The organism is Serratia liquefaciens ATCC 27592 (genome assembly GCF_000422085.1).
GTDB lineage: Bacteria > Pseudomonadota > Gammaproteobacteria > Enterobacterales > Enterobacteriaceae > Serratia > Serratia liquefaciens.
Genome location: NC_021741.1, coordinates 162,521 through 181,326 on the forward strand (window position 1 = coordinate 162,521; position 18,806 = coordinate 181,326).

The following is an 18,806-nucleotide window of genomic DNA, read 5'->3' on the forward strand; positions in this document are numbered from 1 at the left end:
CCACAGCTGCGTTGACTGCGCGCTCTCACCCCAGTCACTTGGTTGACCAAGCTCCTGGGGATTCGTGAGCTTGCCGCCTTGCTGTGACTCCAACTATCTTGGGTATAAACAACGTTAGATAAAAAAGGCGCGACCTGTGGGCGCGCCTTGAAGACAGTGCATTGTGCGTTATTCGCCGTTCTGCTTCAGCGTCAGCATCAGGCCTTCACGACGCATCTGTGCGGCTTCATCCGAGCGGTGCAGCTTCTCCAGCACGTCAGCCAGCCAAGCGTAATCGTAGGCATCTGGACGCTGTTTCAGCGCTTCCCGGAATGCATCGGCCGCCGCCTGCCATTCGCCGTGCTTCATCAGCAACTGGCCCAGGGTACTGTTCAGCAGTGGTGTGGCACCATGCTGCTTCACCTGCTGACGCAACGCTTTCTCCAGCTGTTGCGGGTTGCCGGACTTCAGACGCGGGATCAGCAACACCAGGCGTTCGTCATACTGGCGCTTGAGGCTGTCGAGCACGATCTCTTGCGCCAGTTCATGGTCATTGCATTCGATCAGGTGCTCCACCATCGCGATTTGCAACGGCACCTCATGCCGGATTTTGCGGCTCTGATCTTTCCACCAGCGTTTCAGGCCATCGCTGCCCTCATCCGCCATCGCCTGATTCATCAGGCCAATGTAGGCCTGTTGTTGCAGCGCCTGCAGCTCAGCCTCGTTGTGCAGATTGATCTTGCTCATCGACGGCAGGATCTCCAGCAATGAGGCAAAAGCGCCGGTGCGCAGATAAGCCATTTCCGCCAGTCGCAATACTTCGGGATGACGCGGAGCCTGGTTAAGCAGGCGATCGACACCGTGGCGTGCCGCATGGTTTTCGCCCTGAGCCAGTTGAATGCGCACGCGGGTGATGTCTACCGGCAGCTGGTCGGTGTCGGCGGCTTCGGCGGCGCGTTCCAGGTACTGATTGGTACGGAAATCGTCACCCCGTTGCTGTGCGGCCTCAGCAGCTAACAGGTAGTTCACCACCGGTTGTTCAGCGTGATCGGCATTGCGCGTCAGCAGTTTTTCAACCTGCTTGTAATCACCTTCGGCCAGTTTGATCAGCGCGGCCTTGGTCTGCTTACGCGCACGGCTGCGTTTGCGGCCCAGGAACCAGCCGCGAGTGCGGGCGCTGGTGCTGAAGATGCGGCGCAGGATCCACTCGATCACCAGCAGCACCACAAACAGCAAGATACCCATGATCACCAGGCCGGTGACGCTGGTTTCGATATTGTAGTTATCGGTCTGAATCAGCACATAGCCCTGATGGCCGGCCAACATCGGCCCAACCACCACGCTGGCGATCAGCACCAGGAACAGAAATAGCACGCGTAACATGGCTTATCCCTCCTGATGAGCGGCAGGGGACTGGGCCATCAGATTGCGCACCCGGGTCTGCATCAGTTTTTCCAGCAGCGGCTGGCTTTTCAGCTGATCCGGCACGTCCATGGTGATCGACTGCTGGCTCAGGGTATCCAACTCTTCCAGGAACGCTTTCGTGGCCGGGTCGGTGGTATCGAAGTAGGCGCGAACCCAAGTGGAAATGGTCTCCAGCGACTGCTTATACACTTCGTTCTGATGGCGTGGGATGGCCTGTGCGGCAACCAGCAGGCGCGAACGGATATTTTCGCGCAGGTAAATGTCCTGGTTCGGGGCCAGCAGCGGCTCGGCATTGCTATCGCGGCGGCGGACGGTAATAAAGTCGGCCATAAAGTTGTGCCAGCTTTTGGCCAGGTTTTGCCGCCATTCGCCGATCGAGCTCGACAGCTCGCTGCTGTCTTGATCCATCGGCGCTTCGTCGCTGTCGTTATCCGCCAGGCGCAGATTATCCACCTGATTGGACAACTGATTGGTCTTGAGAATGATGCCGTCGAAATCCACCTGAGTCAGCGTGGACAGCGTGCTGACGTCTTCGGTGATGGCGCGACGAACCTCGAGCAGGCTCGGGTCATTCATGTCAGCCAGGCTGGCATCGGCGCTTTTTAACAGCGCGGCGGCGGTGGTGACGTCCTGATCGCTCCACAGCTTACGCCCGGCCATCTTCACCAGAAAATCGGCCTGCGCCAGCAACCAGGTTTTGGCGTCGCTGCCGGAGATGATGGCGACTTTCTCTTGCAGTTCATTGAGCTGTCGCGCCAGGGTTGCCTGTTCGCGATCGGCGGCGTCCAGCGTTTTGCCCTGTTGCTGCAGCAGGCCTTCCAGCGCGCTTCTTTCCTGCTGTTGGTTCTGTTTCAGCGCTTCAAGCTGTTGCTGCAACGTTTGGTTGGCGGCGATAAGCTGCTGCGCCTGTCGATGTGTATGGTAATAGCCGCCGGCAGCCAGAGCGATAACCAGCACGATCGCGATCGCGCCCAACACCGGGCCGGTATTTTTACCTTTACGCTTTTCAGCGTCTGGCTGCTGGGGGCTCTCAACCGCAGAGGTTGGTTCTTCAACCGGGGCGGATGGGGTATTTTGTTCCGTCATAGTGGCACATCCCATAGTCAGGTTTGTTGTAGCGCGCGGATCAGCGCGTCATTATCGGCGGTATCAGCTACCCGAATTGTGCTCCAGCCCAATTCCTGGGCAAGGGTAGCCAGGCGTTCACTCACTACGACCAGGCAGCAACGTAACAGCCACGAAGAACGGTAGTAATCAGGAACTAAAGTATAGAGCTGTTGTAACATTTCACCGCTGGTGACTACCAGCGTATCAACACCGGCACGCTGCCAGTGGGCGCTTTGCTCGCTGCCATCATAGTGCACCGGGCTGCGTTGATAACATTCATAATAGCTGACCGCAGCGCCGCGCTCGCTCAGTGTGTTGCCGAGCAGCTCACGGCCGCCGTTACCGCGCAAGATCAGCGCTTGTTTACCTTCCAGCTTCTGCAGTGCCGGCAGCAACAGCAATGTTTCGCTGATCTCCTGCTCACGCGGGTATTCTATCGGCAGACTGCTGATGCGGTGCATTGCCAGCGCCGTGGTACGACCGATAGCGTAATAGGCCAGCCTGGCAGGCCATGACAGCCCGACGCGGCCCATCACAGAATGGGCGTAGCTCACCGAGTGCTGCGACAGGATGAACACCAGATCGCCATCATTAAGCTGCTGTAACGCCTGCGGCAATTTTGGCAAATCGCCGCCGGGGGCGAAGTCGATCAACGGAGCATGATAGGCAACCCGACCGAGCGCACGCAGTCGGCTGACCAGTTCTTCTCCGGAAGGAGAGGGGCGGGTTACCAGAATCGTCATGCAGGGGGATTCCCCTGATAAACGTCCTGCAGAATTTCACGAGCGCCTTGCGCCAGCAGTTCTTCCGCCAGTTCAATGCCCATCTGCTCTGCTTGAGCTGCCGGACCGCGGCGTTCGCCGCGCACCATTTGGCTGCCGTCTGGAGAGCCCACCAGGGCTCGCAGCCACAGGCTGTCGCCATCCAGTTCGGCATAGCTGCCGATCGGTACCTGGCAACCGCCTTCCAGCCGGGTATTCATCGCACGTTCGGCGCGTACGCGGGTTTCTGTGGCAACGTGATTGAGCGGTGCCAACAGCGTGCGGGTGGTTTCGTCGTCGAGGCGGCATTCGATACCCACTGCGCCCTGGCCAACGGCCGGCAGGCACTCCTCCGGGCTCAATGGACTGCGGATATGCTGTTCCAACCCCAGGCGCTTAAGCCCGGCGACCGCCAGAATAATGGCGTCGTAATCACCGTTATCCAATTTTGCCAGCCGGGTACCGACGTTGCCGCGCAGATCGCGCACGATCAGATCCGGACGACGCTCACGCAGTTGGCACTGACGACGCAGGCTGGAGGTACCGACCACGCTGCCCTGCGGCAGTTGATCGAGCGATGCGAAACGATTGGAAACAAATGCATCGCGAGGATCGTCACGCTCACAAATAGTCACTAAACCCAAGCCTTCGGGGAAATCGACCGGGACGTCTTTCATTGAGTGAACGGCGATATCCGCACGGCCGTCCAATAACGCCAGTTCAAGTTCCTTAACAAACAGCCCTTTACCGCCGACTTTCGCCAGCGGCGTATCCAAAATAATGTCGCCTCGTGTGACCATAGGCACCAGTTCGACCTGCAGGCCGGGGTGGCTGGCCATCAGGCGCTGCTGCACATAATGTGCTTGCCAAAGCGCGAGTGGGCTTTGTCGGGTGGCAATTCGAATAATTTTGTCTAACATGCTTGTTACCGTTTTTATAATTCGCCGTTCATCCTACCACTGAGTGTGAAAACTGTCAGTGCAAGAAGCCACAGGCGAAGAAAGGACAACGGAATCAACGGGACGTGTGATGTGTTTTGGGGCAGTTAACACTGCGGGTAAATCGTTTAGAGTGGCGCTACAATAATAGTGAAGCGTTACTTCCTTTACGGTCAATCAGCAAGGTGTTAAATTGATCACGTTTCCAACAATAAGTTGCCAAATATTCTTCCAACACTAACGGCACTTATGGAATACGGGTTTTTTTCTAAACACCGGGATAATCAGGCGAGACGTCTTGTACCTCTACATCGAGACATTGAAGCAGAGACTGGATGCGATCAATCAATTACGAATCGATCGCGCCCTAGCGGCCATGAAGCCCGCGTTTCAACGGGTATACAGTCTGCTGCCTACCTTATTGCATCACCACCATCCACTGATGCCAGGTTACCTGAACGGTAACGTTCCCCATGGCGTCTGCCTCTACACGCCTGATGAAACCCAACAAGATTACCTCAATGATTTAGAAGACAAATGGGGCAGCCCGTTTGACAAAATGGCCAGCGGTGAACTGCCGATTACCGGGGTTTACTCGATGGGCAGCACCTCGTCGATCGGCCAGAGTTGCAGCTCGGATCTCGACATCTGGGTGTGCCACCAATCCTGGCTGGACAACGAAGAGCGTAACCGCCTGCAGCAAAAATGCAGCCTGCTGGAAAAATGGTCGGCGTCGATGGGGGTGGAAGTCAGCTTCTTCCTGATCGATGAAAACCGCTTCCGTCATAACGAAAGCGGCAGCCTGGGGGGCGAAGACTGCGGCTCCACCCAACATATCCTGCTGCTGGACGAATTTTACCGCACCGCGGTGCGCCTGGCCGGCAAACGTATTTTGTGGAACATGGTGCCGGGCGAAGAAGAAGCACACTACGATGAGTATGTGCTGTCGCTTTACTCGCAAGGCGCGTTAACGCCGAACGAATGGCTGGATCTCGGCGGTCTGAGCACGCTGTCGGCGGAAGAATATTTCGGTGCCAGCCTGTGGCAACTGTACAAAAGCATCGACTCGCCTTACAAAGCGGTGCTGAAAACCCTGCTGCTGGAAGCCTATTCCTGGGAATACCCGAATACGCAGCTGCTGGCGATGGACATCAAACAGCGCCTGCATCAGGGCGAGATCGTCTGCTTTGGTCTCGACGCCTACTGTATGATGCTCGAACGCGTTACGCATTATCTGAATCAAATCAACGACACTACCCGCCTCGACCTGGTCCGCCGCTGTTTCTACCTGAAAGTCTGTGAAAAATTGTCCCGCGCCAATGCGTGCGTCGGCTGGCGTCGTGAAATTCTCAGCCAATTGGTCAGCGAATGGGGCTGGGACGAAGAGCGTCTGGCGATCCTGGATAATCGCGCCAACTGGAAAATCGAACGGGTACGTGAAGCACACAACGAATTGTTGGATGCGATGATGCAAAGCTATCGCAACCTGATCCGCTTCGCTCGCCGCAACAACCTTAGCGTCAGCGCCAGCCCGCAGGATATCGGCGTGCTGACCCGTAAGCTGTACGCCGCGTTTGAAGCGCTGCCCGGCAAGGTGACGCTGGTGAACCCACAGATTTCGCCGGACCTGTCAGAAGACGACTTGACCTTTATTCACGTGCCGATTGGCCGCGCCAACCGCACCGGCTGGTATCTTTATAACCAGGCACCGGCCATGGATTCGATCGTCAGTCATCAACCGCTGGAATATAACCGCTACCTCAACAAACTGGTGGCCTGGGCCTATTTTAACGGGCTGCTGACGCCGAAAACCCGTTTGCACATCAAGAGCGGCAACCTGTGCGATACCGCAAAACTGCAGGAACTGGTGGCCGATGTGTCGCACCACTTCCCGCTGCGCCTGGCGGCCCCCACGCCAAAAGCGCTGTACAGCCCGTGCGAAATCCGCCACCTGGCGATAATCGTCAATTTGGAAAACGATCCGACCGCCGCCTTCCGCAATCAGGTGGTGCATTTCGATTTCCGCAAGCTCGATGTATTCAGCTTTGGTCAGCAACAGCAGTGCCTGGTGGGCAGTATCGATCTGTTGTACCGCAACTCCTGGAACGAAGTGCGTACTTTGCATTTCAGCGGCGAGCAATCGGTGCTGGAAGCGTTGAAGACCATTCTCGGCAAAATGCACCAGGATGCCGCGCCGCCAGAATCGGTCGAGGTGTTCTGCTACAGTCAGCATCTGCGCGGCCTGATCCGTACCCGTATACAGCAGCTGGTGTCGGAGTGTATTGAGCTACGCCTGTCCAGCACCCGACTGGAGCCGGGCCGTTTTAAAGCGGTACGGGTTGCCGGCCAGACCTGGGGCTTGTTCTTCGAACGGCTGAGCGTGTCGGTGCAGAAGCTGGAAAACGCGGTGGAGTTCTACGGCGCCATTTCCAACAACAAATTGCACGGCCTGTCGATCAAAGTGGAAACCGATCAGGTGCATCTGCCGCCGGTGGTGGACGGTTTCGCCAGCGAAGGGATTATTCAGTTCTTCTTCGAAGACACCTCGGACGACAAAGGCTTTAACATCTATATTCTGGATGAGTCTAACCGGGTTGAGGTTTATCACCATTGCGAAGGCAGTAAAGAGGAACTGGTGCGTGACGTTAGCCGTTTCTACTCGTCCTCGCACGATCGCTTCACCTATGGCTCCAGCTTTATCAACTTCAACTTACCGCAGTTCTACCAGATCGTGCAGCTTGATGGCCGCACCCAGGTGATCCCGTTCCGCAGCAACGTGTTGTCGAGCCTGTGCGTTCCCCTGACCGACGGCGCTACTCAGCCGCTAAAGCATCAGTTTCAACTGCATTGATATCGTCAAGGTTCAGCAGGCTGAGCCTTGACGACGAGTGCTGCCATTGTTAGGAAAACGTCACCTCTTCGCCGGCCTGTGCGCTGGCCGCTTCGCTCAGTAAGGGGTAGAAGGCGCGGTCGCTGCGATCGCACAGCCACACGCCGTCACGGTAATTAAAGTGATAGCCGCCGGTTTTGGTCGCCAGCCAAATCTGATGCAATGGCTCCTGGCGATTGATCACAATTTTGGTGCCATTTTCGAAGCTTAACGTCATTACGCCGCCGTTAGTTTCGTAATCGATGTCCGCATCGCCGTCAAAATCGTCCAGGGTCTCTTCAATATTCAGCATCAGTTGGTCAGCCAACTGGTGAAACTCACTGTCGTTCATATTCAATTCCTATTGCTTTTCATGATCCACCTGCGATTATAGAGACCTTGGACGCATGAATTACAGGCATTAATGCAAATGAAAAAACAACTACGCTATGCGCTGATGGCAGTTCTGCTTGCCGGGCTCTCCGGCTGCGGCCTGAAGGGCCCGCTGTACTTCCCGCCAGCCGATCCGGCCAGCACTAAGAAACCGGCTACCCAGGTTCAGACCGGCGATCAGGTACAGAAAAATCAGCAGGAACTTTCTGGCTCTCAGCAAAAACCGTCGATGAGCGACCAGTAACACCTTGTTTGCGGCGGCGTGAGTCACCGCAAACCCAAGACGGATAGCGGAGTATGATATGCAGTTCTCCAAAATGCACGGTCTGGGCAACGACTTTATGGTGGTCGATGCCGTTACACAGAATGTCTATTTCTCACCCGAGTTGATCCGCCGTTTGGCCGATCGGCACTTGGGCGTTGGCTTTGACCAGCTGCTGGTGGTAGAACCGCCTTACGATCCGGAACTGGATTTCCATTACCGCATTTTTAACGCCGACGGCAGTGAAGTGGCGCAGTGCGGTAACGGCGCTCGCTGCTTTGCCCGCTTTGTACGGCTGAAAGGCTTGACCAATAAGCGCGATATTCGCGTCAGTACCCAGACCGGGCGCATGGTGTTGAGCGTGACCGACGATGATCTGGTGTGCGTGAATATGGGTGAGCCGAACTTCGATCCCCAGGCAGTGCCGTTTCGCGCAACCAAAGAAGAAAAGACCTACATCATGCGTGCGGCGGAACATACGGTGCTGTGCGGCGTGGTGTCGATGGGCAATCCACATTGTGTTTTACAGGTGGATGATGTAAAAACCGCCAAGGTGGAGTTGCTCGGGCCGGTGCTGGAAGGGCATGAGCGCTTCCCGGAACGGGCCAACATCGGTTTTATGCAAATTGTCAGTCGCGAGCACATTAAACTGCGCGTCTATGAGCGCGGCGCTGGCGAAACGCAGGCCTGCGGTAGCGGAGCCTGTGCGGCCGTGGCAGTAGGGATTCAACAGGAATTGCTGTCAGAAGAGGTGCATGTAGAACTGCCGGGCGGCAGCCTGCATATTCGCTGGAAAGGGCCGGGCAGCCCGCTGTTTATGACCGGTCCGGCAACCCATGTATATGACGGATTTATTCATCTATGAAGAGCGTTGAGGACCAGGCTGTCGCAGGCATTGAGCTTGATGACGACGCCGTGATGCAGTTTCTGCTGCAAAACCCGGATTTCTTTATGCGCAACGCGCGGTTGGTGGAGCAAATGCGCGTTCCCCATCCCGTTCGCGGCACCGTATCGTTGGTCGAGTGGCATCTGGCTCGCCAGCGCAATCACATCCATCGGCTGGAAGAAGAAATCACGCTGCTGATGGAGCAGGCCAGCGCCAACGAAACGCTGTTTGCCAGCCTGCTGCATTTGCAGGCCAATCTGGCCACCGCCGACAGCCTGCAGGATATGCTTAACCGCCTGCAGCGTTGGGCGCGCGGTTTCGGTTTGGCCGGCGCCAATATCCGCCTGTTTTCCGAAAGCTGGAAAATCGGCGCACCTTCCGATTTCACCCACCTTGCCCTGACGCGCTCTTCGTTTGAACCGTTACGCATTCAGCGTCTGGGTGACCAACAGCACTTTCTTGGCAGCCTTAATGGCCCCGAGTTGCTGTTGTTGCTGCCGCAGGCCAAACTGGTCGGCTCGGTAGCGCTGTCGATGCTGGGTGATGAGGGCGAGCTGGGTATGGTGATTTTCAGCAGCCGCGATACGCAACATTATCAGCAGGGCATGGGCACGGTGATGCTTAATCAACTGGCGCGCATGCTGCCGGAACTGCTGGAACGCTGGATCGAACGAGCATGACCCCGCTGGCGGCCAGCCTGCAACAGCCGGTCGATGCCTTTCTGCGCTATCTGAAGGTGGAACGCCAGCTCAGCCCCTTGACGCAGTTAAGCTATTCACGCCAATTGCAGGCGCTGATGGCGCTGGCTCAGGATATGGGCATCACGGAGTGGCCGGCGTTGGACGCCGCCAAAGTCCGGATGCTGGCGGCGCGCAGTAAACGCGCCGGCCTGCAGTCTTCCAGCCTCGCGTTGCGCTTGTCGGCATTACGCAGTTTTCTCGACTGGCAGGTCAGCCAGGGCATGCTGATAGCCAACCCCGCCAAAGGGATCCGCACGCCACGCAGTGGCCGTCATCTGCCGAAAAACATCGACGTCGATGAAATGAATCAGCTGCTGGATATCGATCTCAACGATCCGCTGGCGGTACGCGATCGCGCAATGCTTGAGGTGATGTACGGGGCAGGGCTGCGTCTTTCTGAACTGGTGGGGCTGGACTGTCGCCACGTCGATCTGGCCGCCGGTGAAATTTGGGTTTTGGGCAAGGGCAGCAAGGAACGCAAGCTGCCGGTCGGCCGCACCGCCGTGACCTGGCTGGAACACTGGCTGGCGATGCGCGACCTGTTCGGGCCGTCAGACGATGCGATGTTCCTGTCCAATCAGGGAAAACGCATCTCGACCCGTAACGTGCAAAAGCGTTTTGCCGAATGGGGCGTCAAGCAGGGCGTTAACAGCCACATCCATCCGCACAAGCTGCGCCACTCCTTTGCTACCCATATGCTGGAGTCCAGCGGCGATCTGCGTGCGGTGCAGGAACTGCTTGGCCATGCCAATCTGACCACCACCCAAATCTATACCCACCTCGACTTTCAACATCTGGCGAACGTGTACGATGCCGCGCATCCACGCGCCAAACGGGGGAAATCCTGATGCACTTTTATCGTCCGCTACGCCCGCTGGCGGCATTGACCTTCGATCTGGACGACACGCTGTACGACAACCGTCCGGTGATCAAACAGACCGAATTGCAGTCGGTGGCTTTCCTGCAGAATTATCATCCCGGGCTGAACCACTTTCAGTCGGCGGATTTTCACCGCCTGCGCCAAGAGTTACGTGAACAGGATCCAGAGATTTACCACGACGTCACCCAGTGGCGCTGGCGTGCCATCCACCTGGCGCTGAGCCGTCAGGGGCTGCGTGATGCCCAGGCCGCTGAAGGGGCTGACGCGGCGATGCAGAATTTTGCGCTGTGGCGCAGCCGCATCGAAGTGCCTGAAGCTACCCACGCCACGTTGAAAGCACTGGGCGAACGCTTTCCGCTGGTGGCGATCACCAACGGCAATGCCGATCCCGCGCAGTGCGGGCTGGACGGTTACTTTCAGTTTGTGCTGCGCTCCGGGCCGGATGGCCGCGCCAAACCTTATCACGACATGTATCAACTGGCCGCAGAGCGTTTAGGCATCGCCCCTGAGCATATTCTCCACGTCGGCGATGATTTAACCACCGACGTCGCCGGCGCGTTGCGCTCAGGCCTGCAGGCCTGTTGGATCAACGACCGTCAGCGCAGCCTGATGCAGGCTGCCGATAGCCGGCTGCTGCCACATATTGAGATTTCGCAGTTGGCATCGCTGACAGCATTGTTATAATCCCTGCCAGAACTCTGTATAAATTCCCAGTGGAATCGCGTCGCTGACGCGCTTTCCCTTACCAATTAATGGTGCCTATGGACGTTTCCGATCTGCTCGACAGCCTGAATGAAAAACAACGCGAAGCCGTGGCGGCGCCACGTGGCAACCTGTTGGTACTGGCCGGCGCGGGCAGCGGTAAAACACGGGTGCTGGTGCACCGCATCGCCTGGCTGCTGTCGGTAGAGAACTGTTCGCCGTATTCGATCATGGCGGTGACGTTCACCAACAAAGCCGCGGCGGAAATGCGCCACCGTATCGAACATCTGATTGGCACCAGTCAGGGTGGCATGTGGATCGGCACCTTCCACGGGCTGGCTCACCGGTTGCTGCGCGCACATCACATGGATGCCAATCTGCCGCAGGATTTCCAGATCCTCGACAGCGACGACCAGTTCCGCCTGCTCAAACGCATCGTCAAGGCGTTGAATATCGACGAGAAACAATGGCCCCCGCGTCAGGCGATGTGGTACATCAACGGCAAAAAAGATGAGGGCCTGCGCCCGCAACACGTCGAAACCTATAATAATCCGGTGGAGGCGACCTGGTTGCGCATCTACCAGGCCTATCAGGAAGCCTGCGATCGCGCCGGGCTGGTGGATTTTGCCGAGCTGTTGCTGCGCGCCCATGAGCTGTGGCTGAACAAACCGCATATCCTCAACCATTACCGCGAACGTTTTACCAATGTACTGGTAGATGAGTTTCAGGATACCAACAGCATTCAATATGCCTGGATCCGCCTGCTGGCCGGCAATAACAGCAACGTGATGATCGTGGGTGACGATGACCAGTCGATTTATGGCTGGCGCGGCGCTCAGGTGGAAAATATTCAACGTTTCCTGAAGGACTTCCCCGGTGCGCAGAGCGTCCTTCTGGAACAAAATTACCGTTCGACCAGCAATATTCTAAAGGCAGCCAACACCCTGATCGCCAACAACGGCGGGCGCATGGGTAAAAACCTGTGGACAGAGGGCGGGGATGGCGAACCTATTTCTATCTACTGTGCGTTCAACGAACTCGACGAGTCGCGCTTTGTCGTCGGCCGCATCAAAACCTGGCAGGAAAATGGCGGCGCACTGAATGACTGCGCCATCCTTTACCGCAGCAACGCCCAGTCGCGCGTACTGGAAGAGGCGCTGCTGCAAACCGCCATGCCTTACCGCATTTACGGCGGGCAACGCTTCTTCGAACGTCAGGAAATCAAGGATGCGCTGGCCTATCTGCGGCTGATAGCCAACCGTAATGACGACGCTGCGTTCGAGCGCGTAGTAAATACCCCGACCCGTGGCATTGGTGACCGGACGTTGGACGAAGTGCGTCGAACGGCGCGCGATCGTCAATTGACCCTGTGGCAGGCCACCCGCGCCCTGCTGCAAGACAAGGTGCTGGCCGGCCGTGCGGCCTCTGCGCTGCAGCGCTTTACCGAACTGGTGGATTCACTGGCGCATGAAACCGCCGATATGCCCTTGCACGTACAGACCGACCGGGTGATCCGCGATTCGGGGCTGTTCATTATGTATGAGCAGGAAAAGGGCGAGAAAGGCCAGGCGCGTATCGAAAACCTTGAGGAGCTGGTGACGGCAACCCGTCAATACAGCTATCAGGATGAAGATCAGGATCTGATGCCGCTGCAGGCATTTTTGTCGCATGCTGCGTTGGAAGCGGGCGAAGGCCAGGCCGATGCCTATCAGGATGCGGTGCAGTTGATGACCCTGCACTCGGCCAAGGGGCTGGAGTTCCCGCTGGTGTTTATCGTCGGTATGGAAGAGGGGATGTTCCCGAGCCAGATGTCGCTGGATGAAGGCGGGCGGCTGGAAGAAGAACGTCGTCTGGCCTACGTTGGCCTGACGCGTGCCATGCAGAAACTGACGCTGACCTATGCCGAAACGCGCCGTCTGTACGGCAAGGAAGTTTACCATCGGCCTTCGCGTTTTATCGGCGAACTGCCGGAGGAGTGCGTGGAGGAAGTGCGGTTGCGTGCCAGCGTATCGCGACCGGTGAGCCATCGTCGTATGGGCACGCCGATCAGTGAAAACGATACCGGCTACAAGCTGGGGCAGCGAGTGCGTCACCCTAAATTTGGCGAAGGTACCATCGTCAATCTGGAAGGCAGCGGCGAACACAGTCGGCTGCAAATTGCGTTTCCAGGGGAAGGCATCAAGTGGCTGGTGGCCGCCTATGCCAGACTGGAAACGGTGTAGCGGGGCAGTAGCCGCCGAACCCAAAGGGGCGAATCTCTTCGCCCCAGCACTCAGGCTTAAAGCGTACGGGTATAGCGATCGCCAACTTGCGCGGTGGCATACCAGCGCATCACAGCTTCGATGCCTTCACCACCTTCTGGAGGGGCCCAGTGCATGCAGTCCTCTTCCGACAGCGCCTGATAAGGCCCCTGTTTTACTTCAAACACCACGCCGCCGGGATCAACCGACAGCACGGCATGCCAGGTAAACGCCGGCATCTCCAGTACTTTGGTTTCTTCACCCAGCAGCGTGCGTTGGGTGACGACACCTTCCTCATTAAACTGCAATACCACAAAGCGGCCGCGCAGCGGTGTCAACAGTTCCCAGGTTTGTGGATGGCGGTGCGGTCGAATATAGGTGCCAGGCTCCATGGCAATCGCCAGTCGCTGCACCGGCTCGCTCAACTCGTCGTGTAACGTACGGTGCGCGCGCAGGCGAGCCACTTTAGCGGCCTGCTCACTCATGGCGGTCAGGTCGTGGGCGGTAATCTGTTTCATCGTTAAAGTCCGCAAGCTTATCGTGGCTTCATATTAGCAATATTCACCGACGCGGTCAGAGATCCCCGCGACTTTTTCGTTACCCTTTATCACGGATTAAACCGATTTTGTCCCATTGGTTATGGCGATGAATTGTTGCGCAATTATCGGGCCTAACCGGTTGACAGACTTTTTCTTCTCGGCGTAACATGCGCGCACTATTATCAATGAGGACATACGCCTTGGACACACCCAGTAGATACTGGCTCACTGACCTGGACAACAACAGGTACAACTTCTAAGGCTATCCCATCGAGCTGATAGCCTTCGTGGTTGTCGGCGACCTCTTAAGTGTCGCTACGAGTCAGATCCTTCATGGTCTGAAACAAGCTGGTGATGCAACACCCCTCTGTTTCTGTGCTTCCACGCGTTGTTTACCCCTGTCACCCTAAGGGAGTTTTAGCAGATGCTGAGCGCGTTTAAATTAGATAAAAGCCGCCTGTCCCGTCTGGAGTTGGATGACTCCGATGATCTCACCACCTCGCTGTGGGTTGATCTGGTTGAGCCGGAAGAAGGCGAGCGTGAACGCGTGCAAAACGAGCTGGGCCAAAGCCTGGCGACACGTCCGGAGCTGGATGATATCGAAGCTTCCGCGCGTTTCTTCGAAGACGAAGACGGCCTGCATATTCACTCCTTCTTCTACTTTGAAGATGCGGAAGACCATGCCGGTAACTCCACCGTAGCTTTCACCATCCGTGATGGGCGTCTGTATACCCTGCGTGAGCGTGAGCTGCCGGCGTTTCGCCTGTACCGCATGCGCGCACGTAACCTGACGATGGTGGACGGCAACGCTTACGAGCTGTTGCTGGATCTGTTCGAAACCAAAATTGAGCAGTTGGCGGACGAAATTGAAAACGTCTACAGCGATTTGGAAAAGCTCAGCCGGGTAATCATGGAAGGCCATCAGGGCGATGAATACGACGAAGCACTGTCGACGCTGGCCGAACTGGAAGATATCGGCTGGAAAGTGCGACTGTGTTTGATGGATACCCAGCGTGCGCTGAATTTCCTGGTGCGTAAGGCGAGGTTGCCGACCGGTCAGTTGGAGCAGGCGCGTGAAGTGCTGCGCGACATCGAATCTTTGCTGCCACACAACGAATCGTTGTTCCAGAAGGTGAACTTCCTGATGCAGGCGGCGATGGGCTTTATCAATATCGAACAGAACCGCATCATCAAGATCTTCTCGGTGGTGTCGGTGGTGTTCCTCCCACCGACGCTGGTGGCCTCAAGCTACGGGATGAACTTCGAGTTTATGCCGGAGCTGAAGTGGTCGTTCGGCTATCCGGGCGCCATCAGCCTGATGATCCTGGCGGGGCTGGCCCCGTACCTGTACTTCAAACGCAAGAACTGGCTGTAAGCTGACGGGCGAACCTGTTCGCCCGATATTTCTGCTGTCGACCAACGCTTAGCCTGCTAAATAGGGGTAGAATGTCCCTTTGGCTTATCTGTCCGTAAGGCATGCGTTTTGATGGAGAGGTTTCCCCGCTTGATCCAATGGTCAATCCTGCTGCTGGCTTCGCTGGTGCTGGGGTTTGGCCTGCAAAGATTCCATATTCCCGCTGCACTGTTGCTGGGGCCGATGATTGTCGGCGTGGCCATGGGGCTGCTGGGCGCCACGGTTCGCATTCCAGGTTACCTGTTCATCGCCGCACAGGCGGTGCTGGGCTGCATGATCGCGCAAAGTCTCTCTCCTGCTATTCTCACACCGTTACTGGATGACTGGCCTTTGGTGCTGCTGGTGTTGATCGCTACGCTGCTGGCCAGCGGAGTTTCAGGCTGGTGTCTGGTGCGTTATAGCAGTCTGCCGGGGCCAACCGGTGCCTGGGGCTCATCGCCCGGCGGGGCATCGGCGATGGTGGCGATGGCCGGGGATTTCGGTGCCGACGTGCGGTTGGTGGCGTTTATGCAATACCTGCGGGTGCTGTTTGTCGCAACCGCGGCGGCGATGGTGGCGCGCATTGGGTTGGGTGATGAAGCGGGGCATGGCGGCGCGATGCTGGAGTGGTTCCCTTCACTGGATTGGCGTTTCCCGGCGACGCTGGGCATTGCCGTGGTCGGCGCCTGGCTTGGCCCCCGGTTGCGTATTCCCTCCGGCGCGTTGTTGCTGCCGATGATCATCGGCGCGGCGCTGCATTCCAGCGGTACCATGGCGTTGCAGGTGCCGGAATGGCTGTTGGCCCTGGCTTATACCCTGATTGGCTGGAGCGTCGGGCTGCGCTTCACCCGGCCGATTTTTTTGTTGGCGCTACGTACCTTGCCGCAGATGGTGGTGTCGATCGTCGCGCTGATGCTGTTTTGCGGTCTGCTGGCATGGATGCTGACGCGTTTCCTGCCGGTGGATTTGATGACCGCCTATCTGGCGACCAGTCCGGGTGGGCTGGATACGGTGGCGATCATCGCCGCCGGCAGTCGGGTCGACATGTCTTTCGTGATGGCGATGCAGACGCTGCGTTTGTTCACCATCTTGCTGACTGGCCCGGCGATGGCACGATTCATTTCTAACCGCGCCACCCCGGCTTCAACTTAGCGCTGCTTCAGCGCAGTTTACGTTGGGTATAGAGCGCGTCGAGGATAAACAACAGCAGTGCGGCCCAGATAAAGCCAAAGGTCACCAGCTTGTCCTGGCCGACAGTTTCGCCATAGAAGGTGACGGCCAGCAGGAACATCAGCGTGGGGCCGAGATACTGGAAGAAGCCGAGTGTCGACAGGCGCAGGCGGGTGGCTGCGGCGGTAAAGAACAGCAGCGGTACGGTAGTGACGATGCCGGCTGCCACCAGCAGCAGGTTCAGCGACCAAGGGTTGGCGCTCAGGTGACTGGTTGGGCTGTCGGCGAACAGGAAAAGATACGCCGCCGCGACCGGCAGCAGCCACAGGGTTTCAATCAGCATGCCGGTTTGCGCGTCGATGGCGATCTTCTTGCGCAGCAGACCGTAGAACGCAAAGCTAAATGCCAGCCCCAGCCCGATAATCGGCAGCGAACCGAATTGCCACAGCTGAATCAACACGCCGGCAAATGCCAGTACCACCGCTATCCACTGCATGCGGCGGAAACGTTCACCCAGGAACAGCATCCCCAGCAGCACATTCACCAGCGGGTTAATGAAATACCCCAGGCTAGCTTCCAGCATATGGTGGTTATTCACCGCCCAGATAAACAGCAGCCAGTTGCCGCCGATCAACACCGCGGTCACCGCCAACAAGAACAGCCGTTTGCGATTGTGGCAGGCGGCGCGCACCTGCGACCAGTTACGCCCGAGCGTGATCAGTGCCAGCATAAAGAAGAATGACCAAATAACCCTGTGGGTGAGGATCTCATCCGCAGGTACCTGTTGGATCAGTTTGAAATAGGCTGGAGCTATGCCCCAAATAAAATAGGCGGCCAGAGCAAAGAAGATGCCCTGCCGCGTTTGCTGTGCGTCCATGACGTTACTCAGATGGGAAAAACGGAGATGCGGTGAGTGTACTGAAGAGCCTCACCGCATACAATCACCCGACCAGATAGGTCGCGGTAGCGCTGGCGATGTGCAGGCCATCGTGGTTATGCAGTTCAACGCGGGCGACTGCGACTTTGTTGCCGCTGCGCAATACGCTGGCCGCCGCGATAAAGTGCTCGCCACGGCCCGGGCGCAGATAATCAACGCGCAAATCTATGGTGCCCATGCGCGACAGACGGCTAGCGACTTCTTCTTCGATCAGTGGATCCAGGCGCATCAGCACGCTACCGGCGCAGGCTAACCCGGCGGCGACGTCGAGCACCGAGGCGATCACCCCACCGTGCAGGATCTTCTGGGCCGCATTGCCAACCAGCTTGGGCTGATTGGTGAAACTCAGCTCCACGTAGTCGTCGTCAAAGCGGCGCAGCTCGAGACCCAGCTCGCGGTTAAACGGCATGTGATAAACAAAGATTTCGCCAATTTTTTGGCGTGCGGCTTCTAGTGTGAGTGGTGTGGTAGACATAAATACCCATTCTTGTTCTGTGTCGTAGGGAAGTAAACTGGTCAGTCCAGGTTAACCGTTTGTTGATATTATGCCTATATTTTGTTGCTTTCCAGACTAATCCAATAAATACACGCCGTGCTGCTGTAAAATCTCCTTTGTGTGTAAAATGGCCTGTTTTTATTTCAGAGTTTGTCATTTTTTGTTGGGGTGAGGAACGTTATGCGCATTTTGTCAGGGATCGTTTTGGCCACGCTGGCCGCGCCGCTGCTGGTACAGGCGGAAGAAGCCAAAGAGCAGCAAATTCATGATAAACCGGCGGTACGCGGCAGCATTATTGCCAACATGCTGCAGGATCACGACAACCCATTTACGCTGTATCCGTATGAAACCAACTATGTGCTGTATACCGATACCAGCAATATCAATAAAGAAGCCATCCAGTCCTATAACTGGTCCGATAACGCCCGCAAGGACGAGGTGAAGTTCCAGCTTAGTCTGGCATTCCCACTGTGGCGCGGCATTGCGGGCGACAACTCGGTGCTGGGTGCATCTTATACTCAGCGCTCCTGGTGGCAGCTTTCCAACCACGGTGAATCATCACCGTTTCGCGAAACCAACTACGAGCCGCAGGTGTTCCTCGGCTGGGCGACCGATTACCGCTTCGCCGGCTGGACATTGCGCGATGTGGAAGTGGGCCTCAATCACCAGTCCAACGGCCGTTCTGATCCCACCTCACGCAGTTGGAACCGCGGTTACGCGCGCTTTATGGCGCAAAACGGCAACTGGCAGGTGGATCTGAAGCCCTGGTTCCGTTTCTCGGAAAGCAGCAGCAGCGACGATAACCCGGATATCACCAAATACATGGGCTACTACCGCCTGAAAGTCGGTTATGCCTGGGGTGACAGCATCTTCAGCGTCGACAGCCACTATAACTGGAACAGCGGCTACGGCGGCGCGGAAATGGGCTGGAGCTACCCGATCAGCAAGCACGTGCGTTTCTACACGCAAGTCTTCAGCGGTTACGGCGAATCCTTGATTGATTACAACTTCCGGCAGACACGGGTTGGCGTTGGTGTCATGCTTAACGATATTATGTAATCCGGCCGTCATACAGGCGTCGCTACGCAG

18 protein-coding genes are annotated in these 18,806 nt (G+C 57.1%); 10 read left to right on the forward strand and 8 right to left on the reverse strand.

The genetic code is table 11. The features are described 5' to 3' along the window. Positions 1-168 precede the first annotated feature (168 nt). The 4 genes from hemY to hemC are packed head-to-tail and all read right to left on the reverse strand — an operon-like array spanning position 169 to position 4,192. The gene (gene hemY, locus M495_RS00710) at positions 169-1,362 is read right to left on the reverse strand and encodes a protoheme IX biogenesis protein HemY (protein ID WP_020824762.1); all 1,194 of its coding nucleotides are present in this window, start codon (positions 1,360-1,362) and stop codon (positions 169-171) included. Between the two features lie 3 nt (positions 1,363-1,365). Further along, positions 1,366-2,490, reverse strand: a complete 1,125-nt coding sequence (hemX, locus tag M495_RS00715; RefSeq protein ID WP_020824763.1) for a uroporphyrinogen-III C-methyltransferase — start codon at positions 2,488-2,490, stop codon at positions 1,366-1,368. A 17-nt stretch (positions 2,491-2,507) separates the two neighbouring features. After that, on the reverse strand, positions 2,508-3,254 hold the full coding sequence (gene hemD / locus M495_RS00720; RefSeq protein WP_020824764.1) for a uroporphyrinogen-III synthase: 747 nt from the start codon (positions 3,252-3,254) through the stop codon (positions 2,508-2,510). Next, entirely contained in the window at positions 3,251-4,192 is a 942-nt protein-coding gene (gene hemC / locus M495_RS00725; RefSeq protein WP_020824765.1) for a hydroxymethylbilane synthase, read from the reverse strand. Before hemC ends, hemD begins: the two co-directional genes overlap by 4 nt. 316 nt (positions 4,193-4,508) lie before the next feature. On the opposite strand from hemC, the gene M495_RS00730 reads away from it, so the two are divergent. Further along, positions 4,509-7,061, forward strand: coding sequence for a class I adenylate cyclase (locus M495_RS00730; protein WP_020824766.1), 2,553 nt, complete (start codon positions 4,509-4,511; stop codon positions 7,059-7,061). A 49-nt stretch (positions 7,062-7,110) separates the two neighbouring features. On the opposite strand, the gene cyaY is transcribed toward M495_RS00730, so the two are convergent. Beyond that, a complete protein-coding gene (gene cyaY, locus M495_RS00735) occupies positions 7,111-7,431 on the reverse strand; it encodes an iron donor protein CyaY (protein WP_020824767.1) in 321 nt (106 codons plus the stop codon). A gap of 78 nt (positions 7,432-7,509) precedes the next feature. On the opposite strand from cyaY, the gene lptM reads away from it, so the two are divergent. The 6 genes from lptM to uvrD all read left to right on the forward strand — a co-directional run bounded on the left by lptM (position 7,510) and on the right by uvrD (position 13,164). Next, a complete protein-coding gene (gene lptM, locus M495_RS00740; RefSeq protein ID WP_020824768.1) occupies positions 7,510-7,716 on the forward strand; it encodes an LPS translocon maturation chaperone LptM in 207 nt (68 codons plus the stop codon). Positions 7,717-7,774: 58 nt separating this feature from the next. Continuing rightward, complete coding sequence (gene dapF, locus M495_RS00745) at positions 7,775-8,599, forward strand: diaminopimelate epimerase (RefSeq protein WP_020824769.1); 825 nt, start codon at positions 7,775-7,777, stop codon at positions 8,597-8,599. After that, the gene (locus M495_RS00750; RefSeq protein ID WP_020824770.1) at positions 8,596-9,300 is read left to right on the forward strand and encodes a DUF484 domain-containing protein; all 705 of its coding nucleotides are present in this window, start codon (positions 8,596-8,598) and stop codon (positions 9,298-9,300) included. Before dapF ends, M495_RS00750 begins: the two co-directional genes overlap by 4 nt. Then, complete coding sequence (gene xerC, locus M495_RS00755) at positions 9,297-10,208, forward strand: tyrosine recombinase XerC (protein WP_020824771.1); 912 nt, start codon at positions 9,297-9,299, stop codon at positions 10,206-10,208. Before M495_RS00750 ends, xerC begins: the two co-directional genes overlap by 4 nt. Next, entirely contained in the window at positions 10,208-10,924 is a 717-nt protein-coding gene (gene yigB / locus M495_RS00760; protein WP_020824772.1) for a 5-amino-6-(5-phospho-D-ribitylamino)uracil phosphatase YigB, read from the forward strand. The genes xerC and yigB overlap by 1 nt, the downstream gene beginning before the upstream one ends. A gap of 77 nt (positions 10,925-11,001) precedes the next feature. Next, a complete protein-coding gene (gene uvrD / locus M495_RS00765; protein ID WP_041415149.1) occupies positions 11,002-13,164 on the forward strand; it encodes a DNA helicase II in 2,163 nt (720 codons plus the stop codon). A gap of 56 nt (positions 13,165-13,220) precedes the next feature. Here the strand turns inward: uvrD and M495_RS00770 are convergent, their stop codons facing one another. Continuing rightward, a complete protein-coding gene (locus tag M495_RS00770; RefSeq protein ID WP_020824774.1) occupies positions 13,221-13,700 on the reverse strand; it encodes a WbuC family cupin fold metalloprotein in 480 nt (159 codons plus the stop codon). Positions 13,701-14,145: 445 nt separating this feature from the next. Between M495_RS00770 and corA the strand changes: the two genes are divergently transcribed. Both corA and M495_RS00780 read left to right on the forward strand, forming a co-directional pair. Next, entirely contained in the window at positions 14,146-15,096 is a 951-nt protein-coding gene (corA, locus tag M495_RS00775) for a magnesium/cobalt transporter CorA (protein WP_020824775.1), read from the forward strand. Between the two features lie 111 nt (positions 15,097-15,207). Next, a complete protein-coding gene (locus tag M495_RS00780) occupies positions 15,208-16,266 on the forward strand; it encodes an AbrB family transcriptional regulator (protein ID WP_041414108.1) in 1,059 nt (352 codons plus the stop codon). A gap of 7 nt (positions 16,267-16,273) precedes the next feature. On the opposite strand, the gene rarD is transcribed toward M495_RS00780, so the two are convergent. Then, complete coding sequence (gene rarD / locus M495_RS00785) at positions 16,274-17,161, reverse strand: EamA family transporter RarD (RefSeq protein WP_020824777.1); 888 nt, start codon at positions 17,159-17,161, stop codon at positions 16,274-16,276. A gap of 64 nt (positions 17,162-17,225) precedes the next feature. Then, positions 17,226-17,696, reverse strand: a complete 471-nt coding sequence (locus M495_RS00790) for a thioesterase family protein (RefSeq protein WP_020824778.1) — start codon at positions 17,694-17,696, stop codon at positions 17,226-17,228. Between the two features lie 201 nt (positions 17,697-17,897). On the opposite strand from M495_RS00790, the gene pldA reads away from it, so the two are divergent. Further along, the gene (gene pldA, locus M495_RS00795; RefSeq protein WP_020824779.1) at positions 17,898-18,776 is read left to right on the forward strand and encodes a phospholipase A; all 879 of its coding nucleotides are present in this window, start codon (positions 17,898-17,900) and stop codon (positions 18,774-18,776) included. Positions 18,777-18,806: the final 30 nt, after the last annotated feature.